This is a genomic window from Streptomyces sp. CBMA152, assembly GCF_014596475.1.
Lineage (GTDB): Bacteria > Actinomycetota > Actinomycetes > Streptomycetales > Streptomycetaceae > Streptomyces.
In genome coordinates this window covers 51378-68143 of the sequence record NZ_MECJ01000008.1, presented here as the reverse complement: position 1 = coordinate 68143, position 16766 = coordinate 51378, and the positions used below count along the sequence as shown (strand labels likewise).

Annotated in this window: 16 protein-coding genes and 3 pseudogenes; 7 read left to right on the top strand and 12 right to left on the bottom strand. The window is 69.7% G+C overall.

Annotated elements, in window-relative coordinates:
* Nucleotides 1-220: 220 nt before the first annotated feature.
* A complete protein-coding gene (locus BG418_RS08035) occupies nucleotides 221-796 on the bottom strand; it encodes an SRPBCC family protein (RefSeq protein ID WP_188273033.1) in 576 nt (191 codons plus the stop codon).
* A gap of 402 nt (nucleotides 797-1198) precedes the next feature.
* Between BG418_RS08035 and BG418_RS39670 the strand changes: the two genes are divergently transcribed.
* Both BG418_RS39670 and BG418_RS39665 read left to right on the top strand, forming a co-directional pair.
* Nucleotides 1199-1504 carry an SMI1/KNR4 family protein gene (locus BG418_RS39670; protein WP_223184536.1) on the top strand — a complete coding sequence of 102 codons (306 nt, stop codon included), beginning with the start codon at nucleotides 1199-1201 and terminating at the stop codon, nucleotides 1502-1504.
* Nucleotides 1505-1698: 194 nt separating this feature from the next.
* Nucleotides 1699-1890, top strand: a complete 192-nt coding sequence (locus BG418_RS39665; protein ID WP_223184535.1) for a hypothetical protein — start codon at nucleotides 1699-1701, stop codon at nucleotides 1888-1890.
* Nucleotides 1891-1951: 61 nt separating this feature from the next.
* On the opposite strand, the pseudogene BG418_RS39660 reads toward BG418_RS39665, so the two are convergent.
* Nucleotides 1952-2119: pseudogene (locus BG418_RS39660) on the bottom strand (ATP-binding protein); the annotation flags it as partial.
* Here BG418_RS39660 and BG418_RS41110 point away from each other — a divergent pair.
* Nucleotides 2118-2230 (top strand): annotated as a pseudogene (locus BG418_RS41110) (IS982 family transposase); the annotation flags it as partial. The pseudogenes BG418_RS39660 and BG418_RS41110 sit on opposite strands and share 2 nt — an antisense overlap.
* A 30-nt stretch (nucleotides 2231-2260) precedes the next feature.
* Here BG418_RS41110 and BG418_RS08025 read toward each other — a convergent pair.
* The gene (locus BG418_RS08025) at nucleotides 2261-2842 is read right to left on the bottom strand and encodes a TetR/AcrR family transcriptional regulator (RefSeq protein WP_188273032.1); all 582 of its coding nucleotides are present in this window, start codon (nucleotides 2840-2842) and stop codon (nucleotides 2261-2263) included.
* A 444-nt stretch (nucleotides 2843-3286) separates the two neighbouring features.
* On the opposite strand from BG418_RS08025, the gene BG418_RS08020 reads away from it, so the two are divergent.
* The 3 genes from BG418_RS08020 (at nucleotide 3287) to BG418_RS08010 (ending at nucleotide 6031) form a co-directional block, all read left to right on the top strand.
* Nucleotides 3287-3907 carry a sensor histidine kinase gene (locus BG418_RS08020; protein ID WP_188273031.1) on the top strand — a complete coding sequence of 207 codons (621 nt, stop codon included), beginning with the start codon at nucleotides 3287-3289 and terminating at the stop codon, nucleotides 3905-3907.
* An 84-nt stretch (nucleotides 3908-3991) separates the two neighbouring features.
* A complete protein-coding gene (locus BG418_RS08015) occupies nucleotides 3992-4492 on the top strand; it encodes a hypothetical protein (protein WP_188273030.1) in 501 nt (166 codons plus the stop codon).
* Nucleotides 4493-4957: 465 nt separating this feature from the next.
* Complete coding sequence (locus BG418_RS08010; RefSeq protein ID WP_188273029.1) at nucleotides 4958-6031, top strand: IS110 family transposase; 1074 nt, start codon at nucleotides 4958-4960, stop codon at nucleotides 6029-6031.
* 784 nt (nucleotides 6032-6815) lie between these two features.
* Here the strand turns inward: BG418_RS08010 and BG418_RS08005 are convergent.
* A complete protein-coding gene (locus BG418_RS08005; RefSeq protein WP_317453555.1) occupies nucleotides 6816-7055 on the bottom strand; it encodes a hypothetical protein in 240 nt (79 codons plus the stop codon).
* Nucleotides 7056-7168: 113 nt separating this feature from the next.
* Complete coding sequence (locus BG418_RS08000; protein WP_188273028.1) at nucleotides 7169-8386, bottom strand: arylsulfotransferase family protein; 1218 nt, start codon at nucleotides 8384-8386, stop codon at nucleotides 7169-7171.
* A 431-nt stretch (nucleotides 8387-8817) separates the two neighbouring features.
* Between BG418_RS08000 and BG418_RS39655 the strand changes: the two are divergent.
* Nucleotides 8818-9072, top strand: a pseudogene (locus BG418_RS39655) (IS5/IS1182 family transposase); the annotation flags it as partial.
* Between the two features lie 38 nt (nucleotides 9073-9110).
* Here BG418_RS39655 and BG418_RS07995 read toward each other — a convergent pair.
* From BG418_RS07995 to BG418_RS07965, 7 genes are all read right to left on the bottom strand, one after another.
* Nucleotides 9111-10241 carry an acyl-CoA dehydrogenase gene (locus BG418_RS07995; RefSeq protein WP_223184525.1) on the bottom strand — a complete coding sequence of 377 codons (1131 nt, stop codon included), beginning with the start codon at nucleotides 10239-10241 and terminating at the stop codon, nucleotides 9111-9113.
* A 289-nt stretch (nucleotides 10242-10530) separates the two neighbouring features.
* Complete coding sequence (locus BG418_RS07990) at nucleotides 10531-11445, bottom strand: branched-chain amino acid transaminase (RefSeq protein WP_317453554.1); 915 nt, start codon at nucleotides 11443-11445, stop codon at nucleotides 10531-10533.
* On the bottom strand, nucleotides 11442-12536 hold the full coding sequence (locus BG418_RS07985; RefSeq protein ID WP_188273026.1) for an Ldh family oxidoreductase: 1095 nt from the start codon (nucleotides 12534-12536) through the stop codon (nucleotides 11442-11444). Before BG418_RS07985 ends, BG418_RS07990 begins: the two co-directional genes overlap by 4 nt.
* A 27-nt stretch (nucleotides 12537-12563) precedes the next feature.
* A complete protein-coding gene (locus BG418_RS07980) occupies nucleotides 12564-13568 on the bottom strand; it encodes a diiron oxygenase (RefSeq protein ID WP_188273025.1) in 1005 nt (334 codons plus the stop codon).
* Nucleotides 13569-13571: 3 nt separating this feature from the next.
* Nucleotides 13572-14690 (bottom strand): DMT family transporter, encoded by a 1119-nt coding sequence (locus tag BG418_RS07975; RefSeq protein WP_317453556.1) that lies wholly within the window; start codon nucleotides 14688-14690, stop codon nucleotides 13572-13574.
* Entirely contained in the window at nucleotides 14606-15928 is a 1323-nt protein-coding gene (locus tag BG418_RS07970) for a KamA family radical SAM protein (RefSeq protein WP_188273023.1), read from the bottom strand. Before BG418_RS07970 ends, BG418_RS07975 begins: the two co-directional genes overlap by 85 nt.
* The gene (locus BG418_RS07965) at nucleotides 15925-16650 is read right to left on the bottom strand and encodes a TauD/TfdA family dioxygenase (RefSeq protein ID WP_188273022.1); all 726 of its coding nucleotides are present in this window, start codon (nucleotides 16648-16650) and stop codon (nucleotides 15925-15927) included. Before BG418_RS07965 ends, BG418_RS07970 begins: the two co-directional genes overlap by 4 nt.
* Nucleotides 16651-16766: the final 116 nt, after the last annotated feature.

The following is a 16766-nucleotide window of genomic DNA, read 5'->3' as shown; positions in this document are numbered from 1 at the left end:
GCCGTCGCCATGGCGATCAACAACCGGCCCCGCAAGGTCCTCGGTTGGCGGACGCCGGCCGAGGTCTTCGAAGAACAGCTACGCTCGCTGCAACAACCCGGTGTTGCAACGACTGGTTGAACTCGCCTGGTGCTGCTCATCGGGGTTCTCGCGAGGGTGGACCCGCTGTGGCCGCGCTCCGCACGCTCCGGCCACTCGGTCACGTCGAAGCGCGGTCCGGTCACGGCGCGGGTGCCGCCGGCGCCGTCATGTCACCCGCCGGGGCCGGACGAGATTCCGGCTCCACCACCGGCGGCTTCGCCCGGGCGGCCGTCTGCGAGGTCAGGCGACGCAGCATCCGGACATGTGCCGTCATCTTGCGGTGATCGCCGTCGTTCGGCCGGAAGGCGTGAAGCGCCCGGTTCAGGCAATCCTCGATCAGAGCGTCGTGCAACCAGCGGAAGACCAGCGGCCAGGCGAACCGGGCGGTTCCGTGCAATCGCATCGCGATGACGTGGCGGAGCACGGTGCTGCCCGGTTCGTCGGACTCGACAGTGAACTCGTGGAACCCCTCGAAGCCGCGCGGGGCACTGAAGCGGAACCTCACCCACTGACCGGGCACGTATGCCGCGACGGTGTAGCCGATGGGGCCGTGACCGCCCCGCGAACCGACGCGCAGCCCTTGGTCGAACCTCATCCTTGGCCAGGCCGGATACGGCCACAGCGGGTCGTCGTCGCCGGCCAAGGCATCGATCAAGGCACCGACCTGCTCGGGTGTCGCCGGAATCCAGCGCTCGTGGACGTTCAGTACTGCCATGGTGCAGCCCTCCCCGGGTATTAGAGAAACCTCTCCATTTGAAATGGAGAGTACTCTCTATTTCGGAGCTGGGCCAACCGGCTGTGAGGGCCCTGCCGGATGGCGAGGCAGAGAAGCCGATGCCGCCGACGCGGTTCCGGCCCGGCCGAGCCCCTGTCCTGCCTGGTCAGTCCTGGGCGAACAGGGTCGCTGCGACGTGGTGGGTGTCGGCGTACTCCGTCACCGAGGTGATCTTCTTGTCCCGGACGGTGAAGACTCCGGCGTGACTGAGCGCGACAGGTGGCCCGACTGGACAACTTCGATGCCCAGTTCCCTATGGGCGAGCCGCGCTGGAGGAGCCGTCGCGTCGCGGGAGTGCCACCAGGGGACTCCAGCGCCCGCGGGCGGTGATCACGGTGAGGCGTGTCCGCGGTGCCGGAGGCATCGAATGCCGCAGTGGTGCGGTGGAGGTTTATCCAGGGATTCGCCGCCCACTGGGCCGATGCTCTGGAGCACGGCGACGGGTGGACGGAGGCGGATCTGGTCGCTGCCGAGGAGAGGCTCGGTGTCCGCCTGCCGGTGGCAATGCGCGAGGCTTATTTGCTGTTCGGGCGCCGCCGAGATCTCACCAGCAACCACGATGAGCTGCTCGCCCCGGACGAGCTGTATGTGGATGACGCCGGGGAGGCCTTGGTCTTCCGACACGAGAACCAGGGAGCCGCATCCTGAGGCCTCCCCCTCGACGGCCTGCAGGGCGAAGACCCCGCTGTGTTCATCCGTCCCGACCTCGCGGACAAGAGCGCCGAGCGGTGGGAGGGCTGGCTGGAGAGCCTTTCCCTCTGCTTCGTGGAGATCGTTCTGTCCGAGTCCCTGCAGGCGGATGAGGATCTCTGTGACTTCCTCGCCCCGGACGAAGCATCGAGGTGCTGGAGGCGAACGCTGCCCGGCTGCCGTTCCCGATGTATCCCACCGGCCAGGAACGCGGATCCCGGTGGTTCCTTGGCCAGGACGTGCTCTCGCGAGACGACGACGGTGCGGTCCTGGCCCGCGGACGGACGGCAGAGGACCTCCATCGCGTTCGTGAGTTGATCCCGGGCGACTGGCTGAACGGCTGACGCTGATCGTGTCCTGGACACTCCTGCCGGTCAGCTGTTCGCGTCGAAGTTGAGCCGAGGGCTGATGTTCTGCTTGAGCTCGGGTGGTGGCGAGGCGGTAGGAGTCGGTGCCGGTCTTGATGATGTTGCCGCCGTAGGTGAGGCGGTCGACGATGGCCGCGCAGAGTCGGGGGGCGGTGAACGTCTTGGTCCAGCCGGAGCACGACTCGTGCGAGGCGATCGCCTTCGAGGGTGTAGCGATCCGCGTCGCCCAGCGGATCTGGCGATGGCCGCCGGGATCTGGCACTACAACAAGATCAGCGCACCGGTCACTCGCTCACTGATCGCCTACGACCACTGATGACATCGGAACTACTCGTCCAGGCCACGTCTAGGCCAGCAGGTCCAATGCGCAGCGCTCGGCGAGTTCTTCGGCGTGCGGGGGCAGCGGCCGACCCGCGCGCAGATATCGTCGGACCACTGCCAGCGGCAGTTCGATGACAGCCAGCATGACCCGGTCGACTTCGAGCTCGGCGGTGGCCCCCGCGCGCTCGGCGAGTTCTGCCACCGCCTCCAGCACGCGCTTGTTGCCGTCGTCGGCACGCCGGGTGTACTCCTCCGGCCATTCGTCGCGGCCGAAGGATTGCGGTCCGTGCAAGAGCACCGCGGCTTCCCGCGGGTTCTGCCGACTCCAGGCGACGACGTGCCGGGCCGCAGTGGCCCCGGCCCGCAGCGGATCCCTGTCGGATTGCAGCGCGGTGAAGTATCCGGTTTGGAAGTGCTCGACGGTCCGCAGCCACAACTCGGCCAGCAGGGCAAGCCGCTGCGGGAACCGGTGGTAGATGGAGCCGTTGGGCACGCCGCTGGCGCGGGCGATCGCCGACATCGTCACCGCCGCCGGCCCTGCGTCGGCCGCGATCCGCACGGCGGTGTCCAGCAACTGTGTCTCGTCGTAGCGAGGTGGTCGGGCCATGAAATAGAGAGTACGCTCCACATTGCGGTGGAGCGAGCCGTGGTCGACTCGTTTCGTGACCCGATCCTCACGACGGGTTGACACGCCGGTCCGGTCGGGGTGGTCGCCGCGGTCGGCGGCAGGATGTGCGGCGTCGGACGGCTGCGTGAGTTGCTGGACGAGACCAGGTCGCGCGGTTTGAGGACCCACCCTCATTCCCGGGGCATAGTGCCGGAGAGTGTTGATCATCATCCTGCCTGTGGCGGTGACGGCTCTCGCGGCCGTCGCGTATCTCGTGACCGCCCTGGCCGTTCCGGCCGTCTTCCGCGCGGAGGTCCGCAGGGTGTTCGGTCTGGTGACCCTGGATATGCGACGTCGCACCTCGGTCGAGAATGCGCGACGGCAGCAGCGGCTGGAGCGGGCCGGCGACCTTCACGACTTCGTCGGCACGACGCGAGCGAGATCGTGGCGCTTGCGCAGGCCGCGCGGTTTGTCGCCAGGCAGAATCCTCAGGCGGCGTTGGACACTTTGGCGTGGATCGAGGAGGCCGGGCAGCGCGCGCTGCGCTCGATGGATGAGACCGTGCACATGCTGCGTACCGACGAAGACGACGACGGCCGGCGTCACGCCGTGCAGGGTCTGGGCGAGTTGCCCGAGCTGGTGGAAAGGTTGGCCAGCTCCTCCTCAGCCCGGGTGCATCTGGAGATCGCCGCGGGGGTCGACGCCGTGCGGCGGGAGGTGGTGGCGACAGTGCACCGCGTGGTGGTGGAGGCGCTGACCAACGTGCGGCGGCACGCTCCCGACGCGAGCGAGGTCCGGGGGAAGGTGGCGAGGACGGCGGACGCACTGACCGTCGAAATCGTCGACGACGGCACCGAACAGCTGCACGGCGCCGACGTCGTCGTCACCAACGGCCGCTTCTCCTCCCCGTGCCCCAGATGGCCAAGTCCATGGGCATGCACCTGGTCGACCGGCGCATCCTCTGAGAATGGGCCGCGGGCGGACGGCTCCTGTGGGAGATCCTCCGCATGCCACCGCCCCGCACCCATCCCGGCCGGCTGGTGTACCGCCGAGGTTTACCCATGAAGTCAACCCACCGTGGGATGCCGGTGGGACGTGGGCGCTGGGACCTTGGGGCCGGTTCGTTCGGTTCATTTGACGCCTTCGTCGGTGCCGCAGACCAAGACCGTGCGCATCCCGGCGGCACCGGAGGAGTGCAGTTACATCAGGGAGACCCATCCCGGGCTCATTCCCGCCACCGGCCCGTGCTACGACACGCTCACCGTGCACCTCGAAGCGGCGCAGACCGCGAAGGCCGCCCCGGGGGTGAGTGCGCAGAGGTGGCGGACCGCTCACGGCTGGACCGAGATCTGCGGCCCCTTCTGCTGGATCTGGCACTCCAAGGTCTCCACCGAGTACGCGTACAACGGAAACGACCGCGTCTGGCAGCACTGGGTCGACTGCAGCGACTACGGCGGCACGGGCTACACCGTCGACGTCAAATGGTGCGGCTACTGGAACAACGGCGGCTACGGCTCGTATTACATGAACATGGGCGACAACTTCCAGGTCTCCTGGGTCTACCAGGGATCCCCGGTGCACCGCGGCTACTGGCAGCGGTACAACGTCGCGACCAACGGAAACTACTGGCTCACCGGCTCGGGTAGGTAAGTCCCGCTACGCCGACGAGATAAAGGCGGGCGAACGCCCTGGGCCTCTGCGGATATCCGCAGAGGCCCAGGGCGTGATCTGGATCGCGTAGCGGCGCCGTCATCGGGTGCGCGCATGCGCTGACGGGAACTCAGTAGGGTCGGGGACCGGCGCGGTCGCTCATGTGTCAATGGCTGTGAGACTCGGGGTGGCCGGTCTGGGATCGGCTGCCAGGGTGGTGTCGGTCGTCCCGCTGTGTGGTGACTCTTGTCAATGGTGGCCCTCGGAAGGTGCCCTCAAGCGGACTTGTCCGACGTGGTGGGAGCCGACGCCGCCCTGGCCCACCTCGGTGTCCTGATCAGGAGATTGCCCGCCGTTTACGGCGTGGCCCGTCACAGTCCTGGCCCGGAGTGACTCTCGCCGAGACCGACGCCGGCCGTCAGCGGCCGAACCGTTGGTCCCTGGACTGAAAGGCACCCGACCACCGTGACGATCGTCGCGCACAGCCACCCGTACGTCGTCGGCGTAGACACCCACGCCCGCAACCATGTCTTGGCCGTCCTGGCCGCGCCGACCGGCGAACTGCTCGATACGGCTGGGTTCCCCACGAGCAAATCCGGCATGACCCGGGCGGCTGCCTGGGCCGCTCGCCGCACCGGCGGAGACCTCGCCGCACTGTGGGTCATGGAATGCATCGCGACCTTCGGCGCCCAGTTCGCCCGCACCGTCGCCGAGGCGGGCTACCAGGTCATCGAAGCGCCTCGGACGGGGGTTCATCGCGGCAAGGACAAGTCGGACCCGATCGACGCACGGCGCATGGCCGAGGCCGCGCTCCCACCCGAGGAGCACGAGCTGCGCCACCCCCACGCTGACGAGGGAGAACGCGCCGCGTTGCGCGTGCTGGTGACGGCCAGAGATCAGATGACCAATGAGCGGACCGCGAACGTCAACGCACTCAACGCGTTGGTTCGGGTCGTGGACCTCGGTATCGATGGGCGTCGGGCACTGACCGGTCGACAAATTCTCGAGGTCTCCCACTGGCGCACCCGTGAAGAACCTGTCGCGACCCTGACCGCTCGGGCGGAAGCCGTGCGCCTGGCCAAGCGCATCCTCGCGCTCGACGAGGAACTGAGCGCCAACACGAAGTCGATGACAGCGCTGGTGCGCGCAACGCCGGCCGCAGGGCTGCTGGACAAGCCCGGGATCGGGCCCGTCACCGCAGCTGTTGTGATGACGGCCTGGTCGCACCGTGGGCGGGTGCGCTCCGAAGCCGCGTTCGCCTGTCTGGTCGGCCTGAACCCGATCCCTGCATCCTCGGGGAACACCATCCGCCACCGGCTCAACCGCGGCGGAGACAGACGTCTGAACCGGGCACTGCACATGGCCACGGTCAGCCGCATGATCCACGACCCCGACACCCGCGCATACGTCGAACGCCGGCGCGCTGAAGGCCGCACCAACAAGGAGATTCGCCGGAGCCTCAAACGCTATCTCGCACGCCAGATCTACCGTCACCTCAACGCCGCCGATGGCCCACCCGCCTCGACTTGCGCTTCATAGGAGAGTCCACGAGGTGGCGCGTGAGGTCGACCGGCTCCAGGTCACCGGTTCCCCGAAACGCCTGCACTATACCCAGCGATCTTCCCGCTAAGCCGGTACGCCATCGCTGACCGGTCATGATGCCGCACGCATCGGGCCGAACCCACGCTGCTGGCCCTCCTGTTGGGACCTGCGCGGCGCGCAGGTCCCAGGCTGCGCTCACGCTGTCGGTGTCAGCGGTGGCTGTGATCATGGCTCGCGTGTCCTTCGCGGAGTTTCGAGACGTTGTTCCCTCATCTGGCCGGTGTCGTGGTGGAGTTGGTCAAGCGGCGGTGGCTGGCGTGGTCACGATGCATGCGCGGGCCCGGATCGTGCACCTCGTTCTGGGCCACGAAACGAATCCCTATTTTGCCGCTCGTACCGCCCCCGGCGGAGCCCGATAGTTGGCAGGAAGAAGAGGCATGAGTACCACCGCAACCACCACGACGACTTGCACGACCGCATCCACACCGGCCGGCTCAGCCGAGCAGCTGACCACACAGCTCCGACCCTCGCCACCCATGCGGGGGACGCTTGCTGGGCAGGCGGGTTGAAAGCCACGCCAACCGTCCTCGCCGTGCAGGACAATCCGCTTCACATCCGCATCGGCCTGCTGCCGGTTCTCTCTCCCCCCCTGCTCGGCCGCATACAACAAGATCCTAAGCAGCCAGACCCGACCATCTCCTGATCCCGCCCAGCCGCACCCCACACCGGGCTGCCCCGGCCCGGGGCAGCCCGACCACCCGCACCGTCCCGCGCGCACGGGCTACGGGTGGCGCTCCCTCCAGATGCAGCGCAACGCGTCGAGTTCGCGTCGCTGGCGCCGCTCCTCGGCGAGCACGGCGGTGAGGACGGCGCGGTCGGTGCAGCGGTCGACGACGTCCAGGACCCGGTGGTGCAGCGCGCCGGGGTCCAGGGCTTCCATTTCCCACTGCACGGGTTCTTCGAGCGGCAGGCCGAGGCGCCGCGCGCAAGCGGGCCAGCGCGGATCCGTCGCCTTGCCCACCGCCGTCAGCAGGCCCCGCGCCTGGGCCTGGCGACTCCGATCACGCCGCCGTGCGCGAACGGCAGATGGTCACAGGCGACCTTCAGCAGGCTGCTGCACCGCCCAAAACCGGCCTACTTCCAGGGGAAGCGGTAGGCGCGATAGCTGTTCACGCCCGTGGGGAACTGGGCCTTGAACACGACCTTCCCCGAGGCGTTGAACTCGGAGACGTACGGAAGCGACCCCCATCCGACGAACGTCCCTCCCCGGCGGAGCGGCTGCGCGTTGCCCTGTGAGGACGCGCTGAGGTAGTCCGGCTGGTTCACGGACTTCACCAGCGTCGCCGTACGCGCCTTCTCGTCCACACGGACGGTGACGACACGGCTGAACGGAAGCTCCTCCACCGCCCCGGTCCCCGTGTTCGCGGCCCCTGCGGACTCGTTGTCGAACCAGCTGTACAGTCCGCCGCCGAGCGGTTCAGGATCGTGCTGCCACGAGAAGATCGTCCCGGCCGTGTTCAGGTACTGGCCGGGCGCGGCCTGCTCCTTGAACGTGCTGGCCTTGCCGCCGAGCTGCCACAGCACGCTGCCGTTGTGCCGGTCAACCTTGTACGTGGTCCATGTGTTGCGGGCATCGATGAGCAGGGCGCCATCGGTGTCGGGCTTCACCGCGTTGATGTGGAACCAGTCCCACGGCTTGTTCGGCGACGCCGGCAGCGGCTGCTCGCTCTGCGCGTACGGCACGTGATCGGCCGCCTTCCACTGGAACAGGACCCGGCCCGTGCGGATGTCTATCTCCTGCACCACCCCGTCGATGACCGCCTGGTGCGCGGAGCCGCCGATGCCCGTCAGATCGGCGGTCTCCTGCTTGTACGCCAGGATGAGCGCCGTGCCACGACCGGTGATCAGGAATTCGTGCCCGTCGGCGGTGTACCCGTTCCCCGCACGAACTTCGGCGACCTTCCGGTACCGGTTGTCATAGATGTAGTTCACCCCGCTCGCGAGGGAGCCGAGCCCGGTGCCCTGCCACCAGGTCAGAACCGGCCTGCCCCGGTAGGTCTGGGCACGGAAGTCCGCCGCCTGCTGCCCGGCCGGCGTCTTGTGAGACCACACGACACGCCTGCCGTCGCCGCTCAGGATCTCCACGCCGCTGGAGTAGGCGCTGTTCGCGGAGCTGGGCGCAACGAAGATGTCCCCGCGGCTCGCTGTGCTCCTGTCGGCAAGGACAGTCAGCGGCGGCAGCGGCTTGCTGTCCGGGGCTGCGGACGCGGTGCCGGCCAGGGGCACCAGGCCCGACACGACAGTGGTGGCCGCAGCGATCACGATCCGCGCGGGTATGGAGTTGTGACGCATCAGGTGTCCATTTCTGGCAGCCCGAAGCCGAACCGGCCGGCTCGGTCACGGGCATGCGGAGAAGGCGCACAGCCGACCGGGCATGCGCAATGAGAGACGGCAACTACAGGAAGGTGCTACCGCGCATGGCCAGTGAGGCTGTCAGGCGCGGAGGGACGCCGCTGGAGGCCGAATGGCTCTCAACAGGGACGACACGCAGCAGAACACACCCGCATGTGGTCGATGTGACCGCGAGTCGTGAGGATCTTGCGCCGCTGCATACGGCAGAACGTAGCCGCGCACGAAGGGGAGCGTCAATCAACGTCCACACAGCGAACAGCATGCCGCCTGCCCGGGCCGAGTCCAGCTTGAAGATTCCCCGCGATCTCGGACACTCGTTCGTTCTGCCGCGAGGGCGTGCTGGTGCCGTTGCCGGGTCTCAGCCGGGGTGCGGCGACGAAGCGTGCAGCTCACGCCGCAACCGCCGTTACCTACGACACCGGCGGATCAAGCACACCATCCCGGAACGTAGAGACCAGCGAGCCGAGCGCCAGCGCCGAGGCAACACTGGCGACCGGCCCACCGGCTTTGACAGCACGGTGTGCAGACGCCACAACGAAGTCGAGCGGACCATCAATGCCCTCAAGGGCTTCCACTCTGTGGCCGGCCGCTCTGAGAGGCGTGCCTACGTCTTCCACAGCACCGTTTACCGTTTCCGGCGGCGAGGCAGGGCGGGGGCGAGGGTTCAGGGTGTGGTGGTGAGTGTGGGCCAGAGGGCGGTGGCGGTGAGGGGCCGGGCCAGGCGGCGTGCCCAGTGGGTTTCGTCGCCGTCTTCGTCGCGCCAGGACCACAGGCGGGTGGTGGCGAGGTGGAGGGGGTGAAGCCGGGTGATGCCGATGGCGCCGTGGAGTTGGTGGGCGATGCGGGTGATCTCGGCGGCCGAGGCGGATGCCTGGGTCTTGGCGGCGGCGACGGCGAAGTGGGAGGCCGCGCCGCCGGTGTCCAGCGGGGCTGCGGCGGCCTGGACGGCGGCGCGTACCAGGGCGGCTTCCTCGATCAGCCGTGCCTCTTCCTGCTTGACGGCCTGGAAGCGGCTGAGCGGACGGCCGAACTGGGTGCGGGCGGTGGTGTGGGCGACCATCAGGTCGAGGCAGCGTTCGGCGGCACCGGCGATCAGGGCTGAGCGAGCCAGGTAGCGCAGCCGAGCCTCGTCGAGCAGTTCGGCGTGGGTGCCGGGGGTGGCGTGCGGGTCGGCCGGGGTCGGCAGGATGCTGCGGACGGTGTCGGTCAGCGTGCCCTCGAAGCGGGTGCCGAGGTCCTTGACCAGGGCGGCCTGGATGTCGGGGGAAGCTCCGGCGTCCAGCGCCGCGGCCACGCCGAGGGACAGTCGGCGGATGCTGTGCAGACGGGCCATCAGGATGCCGACCCGGGTGAGCTGTTCGGCCGTGCCCGGGCGCTGCTCCAGTTCGCGGAGCAGGGAGACGAGCAGAGGGAAGGCGGAGAGGTAGCGTTCCGGGCCGCTGCGTTCGAAGGCGAGTTCGCCGGTGACCTGTTTCCAGCCCTCCCCCTGCTGTCCGAGCAGCATGCTGTCGGGGACGTCGACGCCTTCGAGGTGGAAGGCGTTGAAGCGGTGCTCGCCGCTCATCAGGTGGATCGGCTCGATGCGTACGCCAGGGGCGCGCAGGTCGACGATGAACTGGCTGAGTCCGGCGTGCTTGTCCTCGGCGTCGTCGGTGCGGGCCAGCACGATGGCGTAGTCGTTGACGTGGGCGCCGCCGGTCCACATCTTGGTGCCGGTCAACCGCCAGCCGTCGGCGGTGCGTTGGGCACGGGTGGCGACCGAGGCGAGGTCGGATCCACTGCTCTTCTCGCTCATGCCGATGGAGAAGAAGCAGTGCCCGGCGGGCGCCACCTGGCTGGGCACGGCGGTGTTGCTCCGGGCGCTGGGTCCGGAGACGGCACGTGCCATCCTGACCCCGGGCCGGTACGCGGACATTGAGGTGCACAACTGGCAGTTCGGCGGGCGGGTGTCATGACCGAGGACGTTCAGGCCGACCTCACCGCCGGATTCCGTCGGATTGCTCAGCATCCCCGTGTCTCATCCGAACCCACGGATGGATCGGCCTGGCGACGCTGACGGACCCGTGAGGTTTGGACGGAACACCTCACCTGCGCACCAGGGTCAGCCACCGCGGCGACAGTGCGTTCTTGCCGCTCACCGCGTCCTGGTACGCGTCCCGCAGGGCTGTCGTGAGCGGGCCCGGCGCGGGCGTAGTGGTGGGCCGGTCGTCCACGGAGGTGACAGGGACGACTCCGATCGCGGTGCCGGTGACGAAGAGTTCGTCGGCGGTATAGGCCTCGGCGTGCGCGAGGGGGCGCTCCACCGTGGGGACACCCGCCGCGCGGGCGAGTTCGAGGATCGTGGCCCGGGTGATCCCGGGGAGGATCCCCGCCTCGACCGGAGGGGTGTGCAGTACGCCGGACCTGACGAGGAAGACGTTGGCGGCCGAGCTCTCCGAGAGGTGGCCCGAGGATGTCAGCAGCAGGGCGTCGTCGTAGCCCGCCCGTACGGCGGCGATCTTGGCCAGCGACGAGTTCAGGTACGCGCCGGTGGCCTTGGCCAGGGGCGGGATCGCGTCCTGGTGGTTGCGCCGCCAACTGCTGGTCATCAGGCGCCAGTTGTTCACCGGATGGTCCTCCCAGGACCACGCCGCGAGCGTGACGCGTACGGCGGACAGGTCCAGCGCCACGCCCATGCTGCCGTAGCCGAGGTAGACCAGGGGCCGGACGTAGCGCGGGCCCGTCCCGCCCGCCACGATCAGCTCCGTCGTCGCGGCGGCAAGCTCCTGTTGCGTGTAGGGGATGTCCATCAGGTACACGCGGGCCGAGCGGGACAGCCGCGCCAAGTGGTCGTGCAACCGGAAGACCGCCAGTCCCTCGGCCGTTTCGTGCGCCCGCATCCCTTCGTACACGGCCCAGCCGTAGTGCAGCGACTGGGTCAGTACGTGGATCTGCGCGTCGTTCCAGGGGACGAGTCGGCCGTCCATCCAGATGTGCTCGGCCGCGGACAGAGCGGTCACGGGACCCTCCTTGCCGCGTCCCGCAGGCCGGGAGCGTCGATGTCGTGGTGGCGGGCCAGCACGTACAGCGCCCGCGCGGTGTCCGGGTCCAGGGCGATGCCCTCGCGCGCGGCGTCGCTCTGGCGCCGGCGCTCGGGGTCCCCCGGGCACCGGACCGCGGCCTCGCCTGCCGCCGGGGCGTTGCGTGTCGTCTCGACGAGGTCGCGCAGCCGCTCGGCGAAGGCGTCGCGGCCGCTGTAGAAGGCGGGGTCAAGGCAGAGCAGGAAGTGCGCCACCTTGCGGCCCTCGCCTGCCTGGGCCCGCTCGATGTGATCGAGCTGCCAGTCGAGCGGGGCGTCGGCGAGCACGGCGGTCAGCAGCGTCACCACCATGCCCAGGCCCTGCCCCTTGTGCCCGGGGCCGAGCGGAGACAGCGTGGCTGCCTGGGCGGGGTCGCAAGTGTCCCGGCCGTCCGGGTCCACGGCCCACCCCGGCTCCAGGGTCCGGCCGCGGCGCCCCCGTTCCCGTACCTCTCCCAGGCACACCTGGCTCGTGGCCATGTCGAGGGCGAATTCATGGTCGCCCTCCCCCGCCGCGACGCTGATCGGATTCGTGCCGAGGAGCGGTTTTCTGCCGTGGTGCGGAGCGACCCGCGAGGACGCCGACGTCATGGCCCAGCCCACCATCCCCGCCCGGGACATGGCGCGGCTGTGGATGGAAGCCGCCGCGAAGTGGTTGGAGTTGCGCACCACGACGGCCGCGACTCCGTACTCCGCGGCGCGCCTCACGGCCACCCGCGCGCCCGTGAGGCCGGCCACCACGCCCAGCGCCGCGTCGGCGTCGAGGAGCACCGCGGGGCCGCTGTCCCGGACCGTCTCGAACTTCGGCGCGGGGTTGGCGACACCGCGCGCGAGATCGTCCAAGTAGCCGGGCAGCAGGCGCAGTCCATGAGTGGCGACGCCTCGCGCGGTCGTCTCCACGAGCGCGTCGGCGACCAGGGCGCAGGCGTCGTCGTCCACGCCGTGCGCGCCGAGGGCGCGGATGGCGATCAGGCGCGCGGTGTCCTCGTCGATGCGGTACGTGTGCGTGTCCGCCTCCGGTGCGGGCATCATCTGGCCACCTTCTCCTGTTGTCGGCATCTAGAGCACGTACGGCAGTTGTCCCGACACCTTCACGCTGGACCAGTCGAAGGCGATCCGGTCCAGGACGTCGAGTTCCTGGAGCACGCGGTGCAGACCGCTGTAGTCGCGCAGCAGGGCGGTGCGTCCCGCCGCCTTGCAGTCCTTGAGCATCTCGGCGCCGCCCGCCACGCCCACCAGGCGCATGATCGCGTCCCAGGCGCGGTAGTCGTTGGCCGAGTACGCCTCCAGCGCCCGGCACAGCGAGTCGAGCAGGAACCGCTGCTGTTCCCCCGTCAGCTGGGGGTAGAGCACCTTCAGCACCTCCCCGCTGATCGAGCCGTGGCACACCTCGTCGTGCCGGTGCAGCCGCGACAGCGCGACGTTCATCGGCTGCACACCCTCGGCGTTGGCGACGAGTTCGAGGTACGCGCCGATGGACAGCTCGGTGGTGGTGGCGAAGGCGAGCGTGAGCAGGCTGCGCTGCCAGCGCTCGGTGGCCGCGTCAGAGAGCTGATGATGCGTCACTGACACGTACGGCAGCGGGAGTTCCCTGCCGCGGAAGTGATCGCCGCGCCTGGCCCGGGTCATGTCGCTCGCCATCCGGTGCATCAGGATGTGGTACTGCTCGTCCACCATGGCCTGCATCAGCGAGATCTCCAGGGCCTCCCCCCACAGCCCCGGGAACTCGCCGCGCAGGACGAGCCCGAAGGCCGGGTTGACCACATGGGTTTCGGAGTACTCCGTGTTCCGGTTCAGCGCGATCATGGCCCAGGTCAGGACGGCGCCAGCCTGCGCCGGGGCGAGCGCCCGGTAGGTGGGGTGGTCGGCGAAGGGGACGATGTCCTCGGGGTAGTCGGGCAGCGCGGGGTCGAACATCTCCAGAAGGCCGGGATCGTCCCGCTTGACGGTGGCCCGGCGCTTCCAGTTGGCGGCCAGCCGGTGGATGACCGGGTTGTCGACGGCGCCGAACACCTCGGTGCCGAAGGCGTCCTCGTCGGGGTTGCTGATGAACCGCTCGTCCATCGTTCAGGATCCTCTCGGGTTCTGCGGGGCGGGTTCTCGCGCGGTACGCACGGGGCGGCCGTGCAGGGCGCCCCAACCGAACGCCGGAGCGTGCTGCGGCCCGGCCCGCGTGGTGCGCGACGTGCGCATGGACCTCTGGGCGAGCACCACACCGGCCAGGACGGCCGCGACGCCGGCGCACTGCGCGGGTGTCAGACGCTCGCCGAGGAAGAGGTACGCGGCCCCGGACCCTGCCACGACCTCCAGCGTCGCGAACAGGCTGGCTGCCGACGGCGCCAGGAACCGCTGCGCGGCGATACCGCTGAGATACGCCACGAGCGTCGCCACCAGAGCGGCCCACAGGACGACGGCCCAGACGGGTGCGCTCACCGTGCCGTAACGGACCGTGTCCCCGAGCCGGTCGTAGGGGAAGGCGCCCACGGGCGCGAGGGCGTCCAGCGCGAGGGCGCCCACCGCGATGCCCAGGGCGGCCACGGTGAGCGGGTCGTGCCGGGCCAGCGCCCGCCCGGCGACGAGGAAGCGTACGGACAGGGCGGCCGCCGTGCCCAGGGCGGCCAGCACACCGACCGTGTCGAGCCGCAGCCGCTGCCACACCTCGCCCACGAGCAGCAGTCCGGCCAGCACCACGGCCGTGCCCGTCCACACGAGACGGGGCTGCATTATGCGCCGCACCCAGCGCAGCCACGCCACGACAATGACCGGCGACAGGTACTGGAGCACCACGAAGACACCGACGGGGATGCGGGCGACGGCGACGCCGCACAGGGTCTGCAGCGCGGCGAAGGAGCAGACCCCGAGGACCGCGATCGTGCCGTACGCCTGCCGGGCCGTGGCGAGGAGCGCCCGGGGCCGGGTGATCGTGGCGAGGGCCAGGAGCAGGACCGCCGCGATCGTCAGGCGCGCCTGGGCGATCTGCAGGGCGGAAAGCCCCGCCGAGCCGAGGACCTTGGTGGCTGGTCCGACGGTTCCGAACGCGCCGGCGGACACCATCGCGAGCGAGACGCCCGTGGCGTGGCCCTGGGCCGGCCGGACGCCGTTCAGCGCGGGCCTCCCTGGGCGAGAGCGGCGCCGCGCGGGAAGAACAGCCGGTCGTGGCCGCCGAGCGGCACCAGCTCGGACCACCACTGGGCGGCGGGGTCCCAGCGGGCGTGGAACGGCCGGCCCACCAGCTCCGGATCACGCGCCTGGAGATAGCGCAGCGCGAACGCACGCTTCCCGCCGGGCAGTTCGGCCACTCCGTCCACGGTGACCTTCCCCTCGGCCGTGGACATCACGGGCCCCCGAGCGGTGCGGCCGAGTCCGGACAGCCGTGACACCGCGCCCCGGTGGATCTCGTACGCACGCTGGATGGGCAGTCCGAAGTAGCGGCGCGCCCCGGTGTCCCGCTCGACGAACAGGTAGTACGGGTGGATGCCGAGGGCGACCTGCGCGCGCCATGAGTCCGCCCACACCTGCGCGTCGTCGTTGACGTGCCGTACGACCGGGGCCTGCGAGCGCAGTTCGCAGCCCGCCGAGCGCAGGGCGGCCACGGCTCGCCTGCTCAGATCGGGCTCCAGCTCGCGCGGGTGCGACACGTGCACCATCACGGCGACGTGCCGCCCCGCCCCCACCAGGCGCTCCACCAGCTTCAGCAGGGGCCCGGCATCCGGATCGGTCACCAGTCGGGCCGGATGGAAGGAGAGCGCCTTGGTGCCGATCCGGACCGTCGTGACGTGCTCAAGTCCCGGCCTCAGCACGGCGTCGACGTAGCGCTCCAGGAGTTCGGCACGCATCACCAGCGGGTCGCCGCCGGTGAACAGCACATCGCTGACCTCGCGGTGGCGCCGCAGATAGCCGGCCATCCGCTCGGGCCCGTCGTCGGCGATGCGCAGCTTGGGGTCGCCGACGAACTGGGCCCAGCGGAAGCAGTACGAGCAGTAGGCGTGGCAGGTCTGCCCGTGCCGGGGGAAGACCAGCGCGGTCTGGGCGTACTTGTGCTGGACGCCCTCCACCTCGCCGTCCTCGTCGTGCGGGATGTTGCGGGTGAGCTGCTCGCCGGGGTGCGGGTTGAGGTCGCGGCGCGCGGCGGCGACGGCGGCGCGCAGCGCGACCGGATCCCCCAGCGCTCGCTCGACGGCCCGGAAGTGCACCGGGTCGATCATGTCGCGGTGCGGGAAGACCAGCCGGTACAGCGGGTCGTCAGGTGCGTTGTCCCAGTCCACGAGGTGGTCGACGACATGGGCGCTGACCTTGAACGGCAGTATCTGGGCGACCACTTCGACGTCATGGGCGAGCCCCGGATCCGCGCACCGGTCGTGCACGAGCCGGGCAAGCCTGCGGCCGGCGACGGTACGGATCGCGGTGACCGTGGAGCCGTTCATCCGGCGATCCAGTACCGGGTCAGATGGCGGCGCTCGTCCGTGTAGGCCGAACGGGCATGCAGCATCCGCTGGTTGTCCCAGATGAGCAGGTGGCCGTCGGGGACGAGCACCTGGGTACGGTACTGGTCGAACAACTCGCTGGCCCGGTAGGCCAGTTCCGCCCCTGCTCGTCCGAGCGGAAGCCGTTCGGGGTCGGCCCTCGCGTCGAGGGACGCGTCGTAGTCGGCCGCGGTCAGCAGGTTGTAGCTGAACCTGAGCACGGGTCGGCCGTCCTCCTCCTGGTACAGCATGGGTACGGTGACGGTCGTGCTGCGGCCCGCGTCGTCCGGCGGTCCGGGGAAGGCGATACGCGAGCCGGTCAGCAGAGCGTGTTCGGCGAGGCTGAGCAGCTTCTCCAGAACCTTCAGGTCGAGCAGGTCGGTGTGGCCACCGCCGCAGCGGGCCTGGCGGTGGCAGTAGAGGGCGAGGTGGCGCGGGCTCGGATCCCAGCCCGGGGCCTCAGTGTGGCAGCGGATGGCGTTGCGGCTCTGCGAGTAGGCACGGCCGTCGTTGCCCGGACGGTAGACCACCTCGTGCTCCACCGCGCCGGTGTACTGGGGCACGAACCGGCCGATCTCCTGCATGAGTTCGACGGCTTGGCGTTGACCGCCTGGCCGGTTCACGACGGCGTAACCGTCGGCGTCGAGATCGGCCCGGACGCTGTCGGCGCATGGCTGTGACATGGGCGGGGTCCCCCTGATAGTCCGGCGTGCCGTGCCGTGCCGCGTGGGCACGGGGGTGTGCTCGGTCGCGAGGTAGCCTCGCAAAGGGGGCGCCGGGGCGTATAGGAGAAAACCGA

Excerpts from the sequence above, each read along its gene's own strand:
- BG418_RS08035 (WP_188273033.1), bottom strand. The coding sequence starts at position 796 with ATGGCAGTACTGAACGTCCACGAGCGCTGGATTCCGGCGACACCCGAG.
- BG418_RS07985 (WP_188273026.1), bottom strand. The coding sequence starts at position 12,536 with ATGATGCCCGCACCGGAGGCGGACACGCACACGTACCGCATCGACGAG.
- BG418_RS07970 (WP_188273023.1), bottom strand. The coding sequence starts at position 15,928 with ATGAACGGCTCCACGGTCACCGCGATCCGTACCGTCGCCGGCCGCAGG.
- BG418_RS07980 (WP_188273025.1), bottom strand. The coding sequence starts at position 13,568 with ATGGACGAGCGGTTCATCAGCAACCCCGACGAGGACGCCTTCGGCACC.
- BG418_RS08000 (WP_188273028.1), bottom strand. The coding sequence starts at position 8,386 with ATGCGTCACAACTCCATACCCGCGCGGATCGTGATCGCTGCGGCCACC.
- BG418_RS08025 (WP_188273032.1), bottom strand. The coding sequence starts at position 2,842 with ATGGCCCGACCACCTCGCTACGACGAGACACAGTTGCTGGACACCGCC.
- BG418_RS07965 (WP_188273022.1), bottom strand. The coding sequence starts at position 16,650 with ATGTCACAGCCATGCGCCGACAGCGTCCGGGCCGATCTCGACGCCGAC.
- BG418_RS07995 (WP_223184525.1), bottom strand. The coding sequence starts at position 10,241 with ATGAGCGAGAAGAGCAGTGGATCCGACCTCGCCTCGGTCGCCACCCGT.